General features: G+C 73.7%; 15 protein-coding genes. 11 read left to right on the forward strand and 4 right to left on the reverse strand.

Annotated features, from left to right (window positions below; all coding sequences use genetic code 11):
• Window positions 1-28 precede the first annotated feature (28 nt).
• Window positions 29-1,087, forward strand: coding sequence for an aldo/keto reductase (locus LPU61_RS06715; RefSeq protein ID WP_043962910.1), 1,059 nt, complete (start codon window positions 29-31; stop codon window positions 1,085-1,087).
• 7 nt (window positions 1,088-1,094) lie between these two features.
• On the opposite strand, the gene LPU61_RS06720 is transcribed toward LPU61_RS06715, so the two are convergent.
• The gene (locus LPU61_RS06720; protein WP_229404428.1) at window positions 1,095-3,218 is read right to left on the reverse strand and encodes an elongation factor G-like protein EF-G2; all 2,124 of its coding nucleotides are present in this window, start codon (window positions 3,216-3,218) and stop codon (window positions 1,095-1,097) included.
• A 250-nt stretch (window positions 3,219-3,468) separates the two neighbouring features.
• On the opposite strand from LPU61_RS06720, the gene pgsA reads away from it, so the two are divergent.
• The 8 genes from pgsA to LPU61_RS06760 all read left to right on the forward strand — a co-directional run bounded on the left by pgsA (window position 3,469) and on the right by LPU61_RS06760 (window position 10,167).
• Window positions 3,469-4,101, forward strand: coding sequence for a phosphatidylinositol phosphate synthase (gene pgsA / locus LPU61_RS06725; protein ID WP_043962912.1), 633 nt, complete (start codon window positions 3,469-3,471; stop codon window positions 4,099-4,101).
• Entirely contained in the window at window positions 4,098-5,048 is a 951-nt protein-coding gene (locus tag LPU61_RS06730) for a phosphatidylinositol mannoside acyltransferase (RefSeq protein ID WP_229404429.1), read from the forward strand. The genes pgsA and LPU61_RS06730 overlap by 4 nt, the downstream gene beginning before the upstream one ends.
• Before the next feature lie 17 nt (window positions 5,049-5,065).
• On the forward strand, window positions 5,066-6,226 hold the full coding sequence (locus tag LPU61_RS06735) for a glycosyltransferase family 4 protein (RefSeq protein WP_229404430.1): 1,161 nt from the start codon (window positions 5,066-5,068) through the stop codon (window positions 6,224-6,226).
• 97 nt (window positions 6,227-6,323) lie between these two features.
• On the forward strand, window positions 6,324-6,815 hold the full coding sequence (locus LPU61_RS06740) for a hypothetical protein (protein ID WP_043962915.1): 492 nt from the start codon (window positions 6,324-6,326) through the stop codon (window positions 6,813-6,815).
• Window positions 6,816-6,946: 131 nt separating this feature from the next.
• Window positions 6,947-7,864: a pyridoxal 5'-phosphate synthase lyase subunit PdxS gene (gene pdxS / locus LPU61_RS06745; protein ID WP_043962916.1), complete on the forward strand. Its 918-nt coding sequence runs from the start codon at window positions 6,947-6,949 to the stop codon at window positions 7,862-7,864.
• An 81-nt stretch (window positions 7,865-7,945) separates the two neighbouring features.
• Window positions 7,946-8,551, forward strand: coding sequence for a pyridoxal 5'-phosphate synthase glutaminase subunit PdxT (gene pdxT, locus LPU61_RS06750; RefSeq protein ID WP_043962918.1), 606 nt, complete (start codon window positions 7,946-7,948; stop codon window positions 8,549-8,551).
• Between the two features lie 239 nt (window positions 8,552-8,790).
• Window positions 8,791-9,540 carry a YebC/PmpR family DNA-binding transcriptional regulator gene (locus LPU61_RS06755; RefSeq protein WP_229404431.1) on the forward strand — a complete coding sequence of 250 codons (750 nt, stop codon included), beginning with the start codon at window positions 8,791-8,793 and terminating at the stop codon, window positions 9,538-9,540.
• A 3-nt stretch (window positions 9,541-9,543) separates the two neighbouring features.
• Entirely contained in the window at window positions 9,544-10,167 is a 624-nt protein-coding gene (locus LPU61_RS06760) for a DUF402 domain-containing protein (RefSeq protein ID WP_229404432.1), read from the forward strand.
• Window positions 10,168-10,246: 79 nt separating this feature from the next.
• Here the strand turns inward: LPU61_RS06760 and LPU61_RS06765 are convergent, their stop codons facing one another.
• Complete coding sequence (locus LPU61_RS06765; RefSeq protein WP_229404433.1) at window positions 10,247-11,200, reverse strand: permease prefix domain 1-containing protein; 954 nt, start codon at window positions 11,198-11,200, stop codon at window positions 10,247-10,249.
• Window positions 11,197-11,538 (reverse strand): PadR family transcriptional regulator, encoded by a 342-nt coding sequence (locus LPU61_RS06770; RefSeq protein WP_043962921.1) that lies wholly within the window; start codon window positions 11,536-11,538, stop codon window positions 11,197-11,199. Before LPU61_RS06770 ends, LPU61_RS06765 begins: the two co-directional genes overlap by 4 nt.
• Window positions 11,539-11,829: 291 nt before the next feature.
• Here LPU61_RS06770 and LPU61_RS06775 point away from each other — a divergent pair, with 291 nt between their 5' ends.
• A complete protein-coding gene (locus LPU61_RS06775) occupies window positions 11,830-12,717 on the forward strand; it encodes a hypothetical protein (protein WP_229404585.1) in 888 nt (295 codons plus the stop codon).
• Between the two features lie 134 nt (window positions 12,718-12,851).
• Here LPU61_RS06775 and LPU61_RS06780 read toward each other — a convergent pair whose 3' ends face one another.
• The gene (locus LPU61_RS06780; RefSeq protein WP_229404434.1) at window positions 12,852-14,039 is read right to left on the reverse strand and encodes a cytochrome P450; all 1,188 of its coding nucleotides are present in this window, start codon (window positions 14,037-14,039) and stop codon (window positions 12,852-12,854) included.
• Between the two features lie 332 nt (window positions 14,040-14,371).
• Here LPU61_RS06780 and LPU61_RS06785 point away from each other — a divergent pair, with 332 nt between their 5' ends.
• The gene (locus tag LPU61_RS06785) at window positions 14,372-15,568 is read left to right on the forward strand and encodes a nucleotide disphospho-sugar-binding domain-containing protein (RefSeq protein WP_043962923.1); all 1,197 of its coding nucleotides are present in this window, start codon (window positions 14,372-14,374) and stop codon (window positions 15,566-15,568) included.
• The last annotated feature ends 118 nt before the right edge of the window (window positions 15,569-15,686 follow it).

The raw sequence follows: 15,686 nt of genomic DNA on the forward strand, positions 1-15,686 counted from the left end.
GCGGCGCTCCGAGTGGCACGATCTGGCGGTGGCAGTGACGACACGGACATTGGGTCGCAGCGGCATCGAGGTCAGCGCCCTCGGCATGGGCTGCTGGGCCATCGGCGGCCCCTGGGCCGAGGGCACCCAGCCGCTGGGCTGGGGCGCGGTCGACGACGCCGAGTCGATCCGCGCGGTCCGCCGGGCGCTCGATCTCGGCGTGACCCTCTTCGACACCGCCGACACGTACGGCGCCGGGCACGGCGAGCAGGTCCTCGGCCGGGCCCTCGCCGGCCGCCGCGACGAGGCCGTGATCGCCACCAAGTGGGGCTACACGTTCGACCCCCCGACCCGCCAGGCCACCGGGCAGGACGCCTCGCCGGCGCACCTGCGCCGGGCCGTGGTCGACTCGCTGCGTCGCCTCGGCACCGACCGCATCGACCTCTACCAGCTGCACCTGGGCGACCTGCCGGTGCCGCGCGCGCAGGCTCTCTTCGCGGCCTGCGACGACCTCGTCGCCGAGGGGCTGATCCGGGCGTACGGGTGGAGCACCGACCGGGTGGACCGGGCCGACGCCCTCGGCCAGGGCGCCCGCCTCGGCACCGCCGTGCAGCACGACCTGTCCGTGCTGCGCGACACCCCCGACATGCTCGCCGTCTGCGACAAGTACGACCTGGCCAGCATCAACCGCGGCCCGCTGGGCATGGGCCTGCTCACCGGCAAGTACGCCGCCGGTTCCACCCTGCCCCGCGACGACGTGCGGGGGGCGACGGCGACCTGGCTGGAGTGGTTCCGCAGCGGCCGGCCCGCCCCGGAGTGGCTGCGCCGGGTCGGCGCGGTCCGGGCGGCGCTGACCGCCGACGGCCGCACCCTCGCCCAGGGGGCGCTGGGCTGGCTCTGGGCCCGCAGCGACCGCGCGATCCCGATCCCCGGTTGCCGCACGGTCGCCCAGGTGGAGGAGAACGCCGCCGCCATGGCCCTCGGCCCGCTGGCCCCGGACCACTTCGCCGAGGTGGAACGCCAACTGGCGGCGTTGCGGTCGGCGGCCCTGCGTTCCGCCGACCGCCCCTACTGGCCCATGCCTCCGACCCCGCCCACCCGCCCCTGAACGCGGGTCAGTGAGGGGGGGCGGGGTCGTAGCGGGCGAACCGGCGGCGGAAGGTGCCCGTCCCGGAGGTGAGCGAGCGCAGCTCGACGGCGTAGCGCAGCAGCTCGACGGCCGGCACCTCGGCGCGCACCAGCGTCTGCCCCTCGGCGTCCGGGTCGGGCTCGGTGCCGAGCACCCGGCCGCGCCGGCCGGCCAGGTCGCCCAGCACCGCGCCGACGGCGTGCCCCGGCACCCGCACGACCACCTCGTCGATCGGCTCCAGCAGGACGGGCTGGCCCTTCTCGGCGGCGTCGCGCAGCGCGAGCGCCCCGGCGGTCTGGAACGCCGCGTCGGAGGAGTCGACGCTGTGCGCCTTGCCGTCGACCAGGGTCACCCGCAGGTCCACCACCGGGTGCCCGGCGACCAGGCCCCGCTCCAGCTGCGCCCGGACGCCCTTCTCCACCGACGGGACGTACTGGTGCGGCACCGCGCCGCCGACGACCCGGTCGACGAACTCGAACCCCGCGCCCCGGGGCAGCGGCTCGACCTCGATGTCGCAGACGGCGTACTGGCCGTGGCCGCCGGACTGCTTGACGTGCCGGCCGTGCCCCTTCGCGGGCGCGGCGAGGGTCTCCCGCAGCGGCACCCGCACCGGCTCGGTGTCCAGCTCGACGCCGCCGCCGCGCAGCCGGTCGAGCACCACGTCGGCATGCGCCTCGCCCATGCACCACAGCACGAGCTGGTGGGTCTCCGGGTTGCGTTCCAGCCGCAGGGTCGGATCGCCGGCGACGAGCCGGGCCAGGTTGCGGGCCAGCGCGTCCTCGTCGGCGCGGCTGCGCGCGACGACGGCCACCGGCAGCAGCGGCTCGGGCATCTCCCACGGGGCGACCAGCAGCGGGTCGTCCTTGGCGGAGATGGTGTCGCCGGTCTCCGCGCTGCCCGACTTGGTGACCGCGCAGATGTCGCCGGCCACGCACGCGCCCACCTCGCGCAGGCTCGCGCCCAGCGGGGTGTAGATGTGCCCCACCCGCTCGTCGGCGTCGTGGTCGGGGTGCCCCCGCTCGGCCATGCCGTGGCCGGCGACGTGCACGGTCAGCTCGGGGCGCAGGGTGCCGGAGAAGACCCGGACCAGCGACACCCGGCCGACGTGCCGGTCCACGGTCGTGCGGACCACCTCGGCCACGAGCGGCCCGGACGGGTCGCAGGTCAGCGGCGGCCGGGGCGAGCCGTCGACCCCGGTGACGGCGGGCAGCTCGTGCTCCAGCGGTGAGGGGAACGCCGACACCAGGCCGTCGAGCAGCACGTCCAGCCCGACCCCGGTCGCCGCGCAGACCGGCAGCACCGGGTGGAAGTGCCCCCGGGCGACGGCCTTCTCCAGGTCGGCGACCAGCACGGCGGTGTCGATCTCCTCGCCGGCGAGGTAGCGGTCCATGAGGGACTCGTCCTCGCTCTCGGCGATGATCCCCTCGATCAGCTCGTTGCGGGACTCGGCGATCGCCGGCAGGTGCTCCGGGTCCGGCTCGCGCACCTGCGCCGGCAGGCCGGCGGTGTAGTCGAAGACCCGGCGGGTGACGAGGCCGAGCAGCCCCGCCACCGACTCGCCGTCGTCGCCGAGCATCGTCAGGTGCAGCGGGAGCACGTTGTCGCCGAAGACCCGCTGGCACAGCGCCACGGCCTCGTCGAAGTCGGCGCGCGGGTGGTCCAGCCGGGTCACCGCGACCGCCCGGGGCATGCCGACGGCGGCGCACTCCTCCCACAGCGCGGCGGTGGTGGCGTCCATCCCGTCGACGGCGGAGACCACGAACAGGGCGGCGTCGGCGGCCCGCAGGCCGGCGCGCAGCTCGCCGACGAAGTCGGCGTAGCCGGGGGTGTCCAGCAGGTTGATCTTGACGCCCTGGTGCACCAGCGGGGCGCAGGCCAGGCTCACCGAGCGCTGCTGGCGCACCGCCGCCGGGTCGTGGTCGCAGACCGTGGTGCCGTCGGCGACCGAGCCGGCCCGGCCGATCGTGCCGGTGGCGGCGAGCAGCGCCTCGACCAGGGTCGTCTTGCCCGCCCCGGAGTGCCCGACGAGCACCACGTTGCGTACCCCGCCGGGCTCGGTGACCGTCGGCACGCCGCCGGCGGCCCCCTTGTCCTGACTCTTCTGCGCCATGGGGCGCACCTCCCTTGGCCGGTGGTGGGTGGCGACCGCCGCGCGCGACGGGAAGCGGCCCGATGCTGCTGCCGCGGCGACATCCTCCGGTGATCGGCTGCACGACTGATACGGGACGGTCCGGCGGGTGAGCTAACTCACCCACACACCCGATCTCACACCTCTTGCGGAGCCGGCACAAGACTTCCTCGGGCGGGTCGGCGACCGGGGCGTACCGCCGCGGGGTGCCGGCCGTTATCGTGGGACCGCCATGGCGAAGATCTTCCAAGTGTCGGCCCGCGCGGGGATGACCCGCGTCGTCGAGCCGATCGCGCGCCGCCTGCTCCGCGCGGGCGTGACCCCGAACGCCGTCACCGTGACCGGCACCCTCGGGGTGCTCGTCGGCGCGCTCGGCCTCGGCGCCCGCGGCCACCTCGTCGCCGGCGCGTTGGTCGTGACGTTCTTCGCGCTCACCGACCTGCTCGACGGCACGATGGCCCGGATGAGCGGCGGCTCGACGCGGTTCGGCGCGTTCCTCGACTCGAGCATGGACCGGGTCGCCGACAGCGCCGTCTTCGGCGCGGTCGCCTACTGGCTGGCCACCGAGGGCGACCACGCCGGCGTCGCCGCCGCGCTGCTCTGCCTGGCCGCCGGGGGCCTCGTCTCCTACGTCAAGGCCCGCGCCGAGGGCCTCGGCATGACCTGCAACGTCGGCATCGCCGAGCGCACCGAGCGGCTGCTCATCGTCGGCGTCGGCGGCCTGCTCACCGGCGTCGGCGTCCCGTACGCCCTCCAGGTCGCGCTCTGGCTGCTGGCCGCCGTCTCGATCTTCACCGTGGGCCAGCGGATGGCCCACGTCTACCGGCAGGCCCAGGCGAACACGCCGAGCGGGTCCCGGGGGTGAACCTCACCGAGCTGGGCTACGTCGCCGGCTGGCGCCTGGCCCGCGCGCTGCCCCGGTCCGTCGTGGCCGCGGCCTTCCGGGCGGGCGCCGACCGCGCCCACCGCGCCGGCGGCGGGGGTACGGCCCGACTGCGCGCCAACCTGCGCCGGGTCGTCGGCCCCGAGCTGCCCGAGGCGGAGCTGGACGACCTGGTCCGCCGGGGCCTGCGCTCCTACGCCCGCTACTGGATGGAGGCGTTCCGGCTGCCGTCGCTGAGCCGCGAGCAGATCCTCACCGGGTTCCGGCTCGCCCCCGACGGCGTCGACCGGCTCGCCGCCGACGTGGCCGCCGGCCGGGGCGCGGTGGTGGCGCTGCCGCACGCCGGCAACTGGGACGCCGCCGGCGCCTGGGTGGCCGCCACCGGCTGGCCGATCACCACGGTCGCCGAGCGGCTCAAGCCCGAGGCCGTCTACCAGCGCTTCCTCGCCTTCCGCCGGGGCCTGGGCATGGAGATCCTGCCCACCCACGGCGGGGACCGCCCCGCCTTCGACGTGCTGGTCGACCGGCTGCGCAGCGGCGCGGTGGTGCCGCTGCTGGCCGACCGGGACCTCTCGGCCCGGGGGATCGAGGTCGACTTCTTCGGCGCGCGGACCCGGATGCCCGCCGGCCCGGCGCTGCTGGCCATCCGCACCGGCGCGCCGCTCTACGTCGCCTCGATGTGGTACGAACCGGACGCCGCGTGCGCCTCGATCGCCGGCCCGCTGCCCCTGCCCGACGCCGACAGCGGGCCGCTGGACCAGCGGGTCCGGGTGCTGACCCAGCACATTGCCGACGGTCTGTCGGCGGGCATCGCCCGGCATCCGGAAGACTGGCACATGTTGCAGCGGATGTGGCTGGACCAGCGCGGCACCGGCGACGACGGGTCCCGGCCCGCCGCCGGCCCGCCGGCCGCCACCGGGACGGCCTGAGGCGAAGGGGCGCGGGAATGCGGATCGGCATCGTGTGCCCATACTCCTTCGACGTGCCCGGCGGGGTGCAGAACCACGTGATGGACCTGGCGGAGGCGCTGCTCGGGCTCGGGCACGAGGTGAGCGTCCTCGCCCCCGCCGACGAGGACTCCCCGCTGCCGCCGTACGTGGTGCCGGCGGGCCGGGCCGTGCCGCTGCCGTACAACGGGTCGGTGGCCCGGATCGCGTTCGGCCCGGTCTCCTCCGCCCGCGTCCGGCGCTGGATCGCCCGGGGCGAGTTCGACGTGCTGCACGTGCACGAGCCGTTGACCCTGAGCCTGTCGATGCTGGCCGTGCTGTCGGCCAAGGGTCCGGTGGTGGCCACCTTCCACACCGCGATGACCCGGTCCCGGGTGCTCGCCGCCGCACAGGGCGTGCTCCAGATCGTGCTGGAGCGGATCACCGCCCGCATCGCGGTCAGCGCGCTGGCCCGCAAGGTCCAGGTCGAGCACATGGACGGCGGCGCGGTGGAGATCCCCAACGGCGTCACCGTCGCCAAGTTCAGCCACGCGGCACCGCTGCCCGGCTGGCCCGGCCAGTGCGGGCCCGGCGAGGGCGGCACGCTGGGCTTCCTCGGCAGGTTCACCGAGGCCCGCAAGGGCTTCCCGATCCTGCGCGACGCGTTCGTCGAGCTGGCCGGCACCCGGCCCGGGCTGCGGCTGCTGGTCGCCGGGCCGGGCGACCCGGACGACCTGTTCGACCGGTTTCCCGCGCCGCTGCGGGACCGGGTCACGTTCCTCGGCCTGGTCTCCGAGGCCGACAAGGCGCGGATGCTGCGCAGCGTCCACCTCTACGTGGCCCCGAACACCGGCGGCGAGTCGTTCGGCATGATCCTCACCGAGGCCCTGGCCGCCGGCACGACCGTGGTGGCCAGTGACCTCGACGCGTTCCGCCGGGTGCTCGACGGCGGCCGGGCCGGGCAGCTCTTCCCCACCGGTGACGCCGCGGCGCTGCGGGCGGCCCTCGCGGCGCTGCTCGACGATCCGGCGCGGCGGGCCGAGCTGACCGCCTGCGGCGACCAGGTGGTGGCGCACTTCGACTGGCCCGTGGTCGCCCGCCGGGTCCTGGAGGTCTACGCGGCGGCGATCGAGGCGACCGACGGGCGGGTCATCGACCAGGAGTGGGCGGGGCTCGGCTGAGTGGTGTGACCGGGGTGGCTTCCGTGACGGGAGTGACCGCCGGCCGCGTCGGCCGCACCCCGGACGAGGCGAACGGAGCAGCACTACGATGCCGGGCATGTGGTGGGTGGTGGGCGCGAGCCTGGTCGTCGGGCTCGTCGCGGCGTACCTGATCTGGACCGCCGGCCGGGTCGAGCGGCTGCGCGTCCGCGCGGAGTCCGCCGCCCGGGCCCTCGACGCGCACCTGCTGCGCCGGGCCGCGGCGGCGGCCGTGCTGGCCGAGCGCCGCTACGGCGTCGAGCTGTACGCGGCGGCCCGGATCGCCCTCGACGCCGAGCCGCAGGAGCGGGAGGCCGCCGAGAACGACCTCACCCGGCAGCTGCGGGCGGTGCGGCTGGACCCGACCGAACCGGACTGCGAGGCGGTGATCGCCGCGAGCCGGCGGCTCGCGCTGGCCCGCCAGGTGCACACCGACCTGGTCCGCGACGCCCGGTCCGCCCGGGGCCGACCTCTGGTGCGGCTGTTGCGGATGGGGCGGCGGCACCCCTGGCCGCGCTACTTCGACATCGACGATCCGACCCTGGAGCTTCCGGCGGACGTGCCCGCCTGAGCCGCGCCGGTCGGGTGACGACGGCCACAGGGCAGGCCACCGTGGGTCTGATTGGCTGTCGGAGCGGCGTTGCACCCGTCGTAGCATTCAGCTAGCCGTCACCCCCCGAGCACGCCGAGGAGCGATGACCCGTGCCCGAAACCACCTCCCCGAACGCCAGCGCCACCCCCGTCGTCGGGACCGCCCGCGTCAAGCGCGGCATGGCCGAGATGCTCAAGGGCGGCGTGATCATGGATGTGGTCACCCCCGAGCAGGCCAAGATCGCTGAGGACGCCGGCGCCGTCGCGGTGATGGCCCTGGAGCGGGTCCCCGCCGACATCCGCGCCCAGGGCGGGGTGTCCCGGATGAGCGACCCCGACATGATCGACGGCATCATCGACGCCGTGTCGATCCCGGTCATGGCCAAGGCCCGCATCGGCCACTTCGTCGAGGCCCAGGTCCTGCAGGCCCTCGGCGTGGACTACGTCGACGAGTCCGAGGTGCTGACCCCCGCCGACTACGCCAACCACATCGACAAGTGGGCGTTCACCGTCCCCTTCGTGTGCGGGGCGACCAACCTGGGCGAGGCGCTGCGCCGGATCACCGAGGGCGCGGCCATGATCCGCTCCAAGGGCGAGGCCGGCACCGGCGACGTCTCCAACGCCACCATGCACATGCGCAGGATCCGCCAGGAGATCGCCCGGCTCAGCTCCCTGCCGGCCGACGAGCTGTTCGTCGCGGCCAAGGAGCTCCAGGCGCCGTACGAGCTGGTCCGGGAGGTCGCCGAGACCGGCAAGCTCCCGGTGGTGCTGTTCACCGCCGGCGGCATCGCCACCCCGGCCGACGCGGCGATGATGATGCAGCTCGGCGCGGAGGGCGTCTTCGTCGGCTCCGGCATCTTCAAGTCCGGCAACCCGGCGCAGCGCGCCGCCGCGATCGTGAAGGCCACCACCTTCCACGACGACCCGGACGTGCTGGCCAAGGTCTCCCGGGGCCTCGGCGAGGCGATGGTCGGCATCAACGTCGACGAGATCCCGCAGCCGCACCGCCTGGCCGAACGCGGCTGGTGACGCGCAAGGAGGGGCCCCCTGGTAACGCATCCCGCAGAGGAAGGGCCCCTTCCTGACCACCAGCCGAGGAGAGGAGCGAACGTGACGGCAGCACCCGCCATCGGTGTGCTCGCGCTCCAGGGCGACGTCCGGGAACACGTGGCGGCCCTGACCGGGGCGGGCGCGCATGCCCGGCCCGTACGCCGGCCGCAGGAGCTGGACGCGGTCGACGGCCTGGTCATCCCGGGCGGCGAGTCCACCACGATCAGCAAACTCGCCGACATCTTCGACATGCGTGAGCCCATCGACAAACGGATCGCCGCCGGCATGCCGGTCTACGGCTCCTGCGCCGGCATGATCATGCTGGCCACCGAGGTGCTCGACGGCCGCCCCGACCAGCGGGGCTTCGCCGGCATCGAGATGACCGTCCGGCGCAACGCGTTCGGCCGGCAGGTCGACTCGTTCGAGGCCCCGGTGACGATCGCCGGGGTCGAGGGGGAGCCGTTCCACGCGGTGTTCATCCGGGCGCCCTGGGTCGAGCGGGTCGGCGCCGGCGTCGACGTGCTCGGCGAGGTGACCGAGGGGCCGGCCGCCGGGCGGATCGTCGCGGTCCGGCAGGGCAACCTGCTGGCCACCTCGTTCCACCCCGAGCTGACCGGCGACCTGCGGCTGCACCGCTACTTCGTGGACCTGGTGCGCGCCGCCTGAGCCGTGGCCGAGGGCCCGCCCGGACGACCGGGCGGGCCCTCGGCGCGTCCGCCGCCGGGCGTGCCGGTGCCGGGTGTGACACCGGCGCACCCCACCTCGGTAGGATTGCCGCGGTTCGGCAGGGCTCCGCGCCCGCCGCGGCCATCCACGCAGAGCCGACCGGCCCGTCGTACGCCGGTGGAGAAGTGGAGTTGGCGCGGGCAGTCGACGCAGGCGTGATCAACAGACGGAGGTAGCAGATGTCCGGCCACTCAAAGTGGGCGACCACCAAGCACAAGAAGGCCGTGATCGACGCCAAGCGCGGCAAGATGTTCGCCAAGCTGATCAAGAACGTCGAGGTCGCGGCCCGCACCGGCGGCGGCGACCCGGCCGGCAACCCCACGCTCTACGACGCCATCCAGAAGGCGAAGAAGAACTCCGTACCGAACGACAACATCGACCGGGCGGTCAAGCGCGGCTCCGGCCTGGAGGCCGGCGGCGCCGACTGGCAGACGATCATGTACGAGGGGTACGGCCCGAACGGCGTCGCGATGCTGATCGAGTGCCTCACCGACAACCGCAACCGGGCGGCGACCGAGGTGCGCACCGCGCTGACCCGCAACGGCGGCTCGCTCGCCGACGCCGGCTCGGTGTCGTACATGTTCTCCCGCAAGGGCGTGGTGATCGTCCCCAAGGCGGGCACCAGCGAGGACGACGTGATGATGGCCGTCCTCGACGCCGGCGCGGAGGAGGTCAACGACCTCGGCGAGGCGTACGAGGTGGTCTCCGAGCCGAGCGACCTGATCGCGGTCCGCACCGCCCTGCAGGACGCCGGCATCGAGTACGAGTCGGCCGAGTCGTCCCTCATCCCCAGCGTCAACGTGCAGCTGGACGAGGAAGGTGCCCGCAAGGTCTTCAAGCTGATCGACGTCCTCGAGGACTGCGACGACGTGCAGAACGTCTACGCGAACTTCGACGTCTCCGACGAGGTCATGGCGGCGGTCGGCTGAGCCGTGGCGACCGGGGGCGGGCGGCGGTTCGCGCCGGGCGACGTGGTCGTCCGGCGGGAGATCCTGCGCGGTGAGGTCTGGTTCGGGGTCCCGACGATCTGCGTCGTGGACTCCGCGGAGCTGCTCGCCCTCTACCTGCCCGGCGGTGCGGAGTTCGGCTTCCCCGAGCAGGGGAGCTTCCCGTGCGGGCGGCACCCGTGGCAGGTGGCCGGGCAGCGGGCCTGGCGCGGGCACGGCAAGCTCATGCTGCACCGTCCCGGCGAGGCGCACTCCGTCGACGTGTTCTGGGCCGGGCCGGGGCGGGAGTTCGCGGGCTGGTACTTCAACCTCCAGGACCCGGTGCGGCGTACCCCGATCGGGGTGGACACCCTCGACCACGAGCTGGACCTGTGGTGGGCGGCGGACGCCGACCGGTACGTCTTCAAGGACGTGGAGGTGTTCGCCCAGCGCCTGGCCGAGGGAAGATACCCGGGGATGGCGGAGGCCATCCGCGTGGAGGGCGACCGGATCGCCGCGCTGCTCGACGCGGGGAAGCGCTGGTGGGACCCGGCCTGGGCGCGCTGGCGGCCCGACCCCGCCTGGCCGGTGCCGGCGCTGCCGGCCGGCTGGGAGGCCGTGCCCTGGTGACCCCGGCCGGGCACCCGCCGACGCGCCCGGGCCGGCCGCCCGTGGGCGGGCCGGCCCGGGGACGGGCGTCGCGGGGCGCTCAGGCCGCCCGGCGGCGGGCCTGCGCGGCGATGGCCACGGTGTTGCGCACCAGCGACGCCACCACCGCCACCAGGGCGATCGTGTAGACGACGTCGAGGTTGGCGCCGTCGCGCAGCCAGTCGACGCGCTGCACGAACTCGGGGTTGAGCAGCCGGTCGGTGAGGACGAGCCACGCCACCGGCACGGCGAACGCCAGGTCGAGGGTGACCTTCGCGCCGACCAGCGGCCAGGTCCAGCGGCCGGCCCGGTGCCGGGCCACCTGCAGGACGATCTCGGCGACCAGCAGGGCGATGAGCGCCGGCAACCAGAACCGCCACAGCACGGGGTCGAGCACCGGGATGTGGTCGCCCCCGTCGTCGCGCACCCAGGACCGGAAGTGCTGCCAGGGCAGGAACGCGATCAGCAGCACCAGGGCCGCGATCGACACGGCCGTGTCGGCGAGCGGGACGCCGCGCCCGGCCGGTCGGTCCTCGGGCAGCTGGTCGACGGTCCACCGGGGCAGGTGCAGCGGCAGGCTCAACCGCTCGACGACCGCGAAGGTGAGCGTGACCCAGAAGGCGACCTGGACCACCACCTCGATGCCGGTGGTGACGCCGACGCCGATGGCCGAGCCCACGCTGTCGCCGTCGACGGCGTCGAGCACGGCCACCAGGGCGCCGATGGCGATCGGCACGGTGGCGAGCAGCAGCCGCAGCAGCCGTCGCCAGGCCAGGTAGTAGGCGGGGCCGATGAGCTGGAGGCGGTGGTCGGCGTACCGGGCGGCCAGCCGCTCGGGGTTGCCCAGCTCGGTGAGCACCTCGCGCTCAGCGGTCTCGCGGTCCTGACCGGCGTCGGTGCGGCCGTCGATCATGTCGGCGATGGAGGCCCGCAGCTCGTCGGCGATCTCCGCCCGGCGCGGGGCCGGCACTGCCCGCAGCGTGGCGGCGAGGTAGCGGTCGGTCAGGGAACTCATCGGGCCACTCCTTCGATCAGGCCGGTGAGGGAACTCTGCACGGCGGAGAAGTCGGCGAGCAGCAGGCGCAGCACCGATTCCCCCTCGTCGCTGGTCCGGTAGAACTTCCGGGGCCGGCTCTCCTCGGTGTTCCACTCGCTGGTCAGCAGGCCCTGCTCCTCCAGTCGGCGCAGCAGGGGGTAGAGCGTGTTGGCGTCCACGGGGAAGCCGTGGTCGGTGAGCCGCTGGAGCAGGGCGTAGCCGTAGTCGGGCCGCCGCAGCGCGACCAGGCTCGCCACCACCACCGTGCCCCGGCGCAGCTCCTGGAGATGGGTCCGCAGGATGTCGTCGCTTACCACGAGTCACACGATAGTGTGTGGCACACAATATTGCTAGCCGGTAGGGTCACTGCCGGCATTTTGTCCGTTTGATGCACTATTGGGGTATATGGCTGTCTAACCTCATGTGGCGTATTCCTTCCGAGGGCGGAAGGGCAGATGGACAAGAGGCAGAGCGTGAAACTGGTAAGACGAATGGCATCAGTGGCGACCGTTGCCGTCGCCGGAGCGGGGATCGCGGGGCTCGTCGCCCTGACGACCGGTGGTCCCGCCGTCGCGGCACCTGGTGACGCCAGTGCCCGTGGTGTGGTGGTGGATCTCTCCGCCAGCGTCCTCGGGGTGCCGGTCATCACCGCCAACGCCACCATCGGCAGCGCGACCGCGCCGCCCGGCGGCGGCACCGACACCACCACCGGACTCGCCGTGACGATCCCCGGTGCGGTGGGGGTCACCGCCAGCGGCACCGTGCTGGAGGTCAGCGCCACCCGCGGGCCGACCGCGTCGTCGGCGAACTCCGACATCGCCGAACTCGCGCTCGGGATCCTGGGCATCCCGGTCGTCGCCGCCGACCTGATCACCGCCGAGGTGAACTGCCCGCAGAGCGGCGCGCCCACCGCCGACACCAACGTCGTCGGGTTGACGCTGTTCGGCGCGCCCGCCGTGCTGGTGCCGAACACCCCCGGGGTCACCGCCAGCGCCGCCGTCGTGGTGCCCGGCCTGACCGAGGCCAGCCTCACCGTCACCCTCACCGCGGTGGAGGAGACCACAGCCGACACCGCCGCCGCGGTCGCCGTGCTGGCCACCGTCCGGTTGACGGGCTCGGTCGTCGGCGGTCAGGTCATCGACATCCCGGTCGGCACCGTCATCCTCGCCGAGGCCAACTGTGAGCGGCCGTTGGCCCCCACATCGCCGACGGCCACCCCGACGCAGCCGTCGGCCTCGCCCACCGAGACGCCGACTGCCTCACCGACCCAGCCGTCGGCCTCGCCCACCGTGACGCCCACGGCGTCCCCGTCGCCCACCCAGCCGACGCAGTCGCCGACCGCGTCGCCGTACCCGACGCGCCACCCGCACCTGCCGGTGACCGGTGACAGCGGATCAAGCCTGTGGTGGACGCTGGGTCTGGGCACCGGCATGGTCACCCTCGGCACGGGTGCCGTACTGGCCGTCCGTCGCTCGCGTCGGATGACCGGGGCGTGATGATCGGCAGCCGCCGCTGAGTCGGCGCGGGTGGGGCCCGGCGACAGCCGGGCCCCACCCGCCTTCCGGCTCAGCGGTTCACTGACGTCACCCTGGGCGCGCCGACATCGGCGATCGATGGCCGGGAGCGACGGTCACCAGGTGACCGGGAGGGTCTCCACTCCGTAGACCGCGCCGAAGGGCCGGAAGGCCGGCTCCGCGTCCGGTTGGGCCAGGGCGAGCCCGGGAAAGCGTCGCAGCAGCGCCGGGAAGGCGATGCGCATCTGCAGGCGTGCCAGTGGCGCGCCCAGGCAGCGATGCACGCCATGGCCGAAGGCCACGTGGCCCGGGGCGGCCCGGTCGATGTCGAGCCGGTCGGCGTCCCGGAGGAAGGCCCGGTCCCGGTTGGCCCGGGGCAGCGAGATCAGCACCGACGAGCCGGCGGGGATGGTGCGGCCGGCGAGGTGCACGTCGGTGGTCGTCGTGCGCCCGGTGACCGACACGACCGACAGGAAGCGCAACAGCTCCTCCACGGCCTGCTGGGCCTTCGTGGGGTCGTCACGCACCATGGCGAGCTGGTCCGGGTGTTGCAGGAGTGCCAGCGTGCCGAGGCTGAGCATGCCCGAGGTCGTCTCGTGGCCGCCGATCAGCAACGAGGCCACGATGCCGACCACCTCTTCCGTGCTGAGCTGGGCACCGTGCTCGCGCACGAGCATTCCCAGCAGGTTCTCGCCGGGCGCCGCCCGGGCCCGGATGACCAGCTCCGCCAGGAAGCGCCGGTTCTCGGCGTGCACCGCCGTGTGCTGTTGCGGCGTCAGCGACAGGTCCATCAGGCGCGTGAACCGGTCGGTCATCTCGGCGTGGTCGTCTCCCTCGACTCCCACCAGCTCGCAGATCACCAGCAGCGGGACCGGCAGGGCGAAGTGGCGCACGAGGTCGGCCGGCTTGCCGGCGCCCTCCAGGTCGTCCAGCGCGGACTCCACGATGGCGGCGATCGTCGGCTCCAGGCGTTCGAGCCGGCGCGCCGTGAACTGCGGTGTCATCGTGCGCCGCAGGCGGGTGTGCTCGGGAGGATCGAACAGCAGCATCGTCCCGGCCTGCAGTCGCCGGCGTTCCTCGTCGTCCAGATGCGCTCCGATCGAGCGCGGCAGGACGCTGGTGAACCGCTGGGGATCGGACAGCACCTGCCGGGCGTCCTCGTAGCGGCAGACAAGGTAGGCGGGCGTACCGTCGGGCAGGGCCACCTGGACGACGCCCTCGGTTTCGAGGATCTCGTCCAGCTCCTTCCCCGGGTCCAACCCGTAGCGTCGCATGTACAGCGGCACCTCCAGCGCCTCGCTCATCACGGCCCCCTCCGTCACGGATCGTAGCGAGGAGGCTACTATAGATACCTACTGATCCTTCGATATCAGGTTCTGAAGCATTCGCACCATCTGTATCTTTTGTGGCTTGTGACGGGTCCCACGTCGTCGCCGGCCCGCACGTGACAACAACGGTGGCCGAGGCGCACGGGCCGTCCTTTCAGCGGGGTTTTAGGGAACCTCCCTGTACTGGGTTGGCCCACGGCAGCGGTCGATCCGCGAAGAGGCGGCCGGAGACCGGGACCGATCAGGCCGGCGCTACGTGCTCGACCGCGTCGTCTGTTGTCCTCTCGACAACCATGCGAGGTTAATCCGTGCGTATTCTGTTCACCTCGATGGCGGTTCGCTCCCACCTGTACCAACTCGCCCCCCTGATCTGGGCCTGCCGCACGGCCGGTCACGAGGTACGGGTGGCCGGGCAGCCCGAGCTCACCGAAGCGACGGTCGGCCTGGGGCTGCCCGCCGTCGAGGTCGGCCACGGCTACGACATGCTGAAGCACCTGAGCAACAGACAGCAGGCCCAGCGTTACAAGGAGAGCCTCGACTCCGCCGTGCCGGTCGACGAGCGTCGCCGGATACAGCAGGAGTCGCTGCGGCCACTCGTCGAGACGGTCACCGTGATGGCACCGGACCTCCTGCGCTTCGCGCGGCGCTGGGAGCCGGACCTCGTGATCACCGATCCGCTGATGCTGGCCGCCCCGCTGCTGTCGCAGACCCTGGGCGTTCCGCTGGTGCGTCACCTCACGGGGCCCGACCTGCTGCGCCGCCTGTGCCCCGTGCAGGGGCAGCCGACCACCGGAGCCGAACGGGAGCAGTGGCCTCCCGGGCTGGTCGAGCTGTACGACCGGTACGGCGTCGAGGTCCGCGACGACCATCCGGTGCGGACGGTCGATCCGTGGCCGGGCAGCCTGCAACTGCCCGACGTCGTCGGCCGGATCCCCACCCGTTTCGTCCCCCACAACGGCGCGGCCGCCGCCCCCGACTGGCTCCTGGAGCCGCCCTCCCGTCCGCGGGTGTGTGTCACCTGGGGCACGACGACCACGATGCTCGGCGCGGACGACACCGTCCTGGCCCGCGTGGTCGGCGCGCTGGCGGCTGGCGACGTGGAGGTCGTCCTCGCGGTGGTGCGTGCGGACCGGGAGCGCCTCGGCGCGCTGCCGGACAACGTACGCGTGGCCGACAACGTGCCGATCAACCTGTACCTGGAATCGTGTGGCGCCGTCGTCAACGCGGGCGGCGCCGGCTCGGTGCTCACCGCGGCGTGCCACGGCGTGCCGCAGGTGATGCTGCCGCAGGCCTCGGACACGCCCGCCGTGGCGTTCAACTTCAGTGCCTCGGGGGCCGGCACCATGCTGGATGCCACGACGGCCGACACCGCCACCATCGCGTCGGCGGTCGACGCGGCGCTCACGGACGGCAAGATCCGGGATGCCGCCGAGCGGCTGCGGGAGGAGATCGCGGCCACCCCGTCCCCGGCGGACGTGGTGCAGGTCCTGGAGCAGCTCGGGTGAGGCCCGTGCCCGGGACGGGACGGGTGCGGTGCTTTTAGCGCTCGACTAGTCCGCCGTTAGTGCGGGCGCTCAAGCTTCGTACTGGCAGACCGGGTGGTCGGCGGCGGCGGACGAGGAC

The sequence above is a fragment of the Micromonospora sp. NBRC 110038 genome (assembly GCF_020884815.1).
GTDB lineage: Bacteria > Actinomycetota > Actinomycetes > Mycobacteriales > Micromonosporaceae > Micromonospora > Micromonospora haikouensis.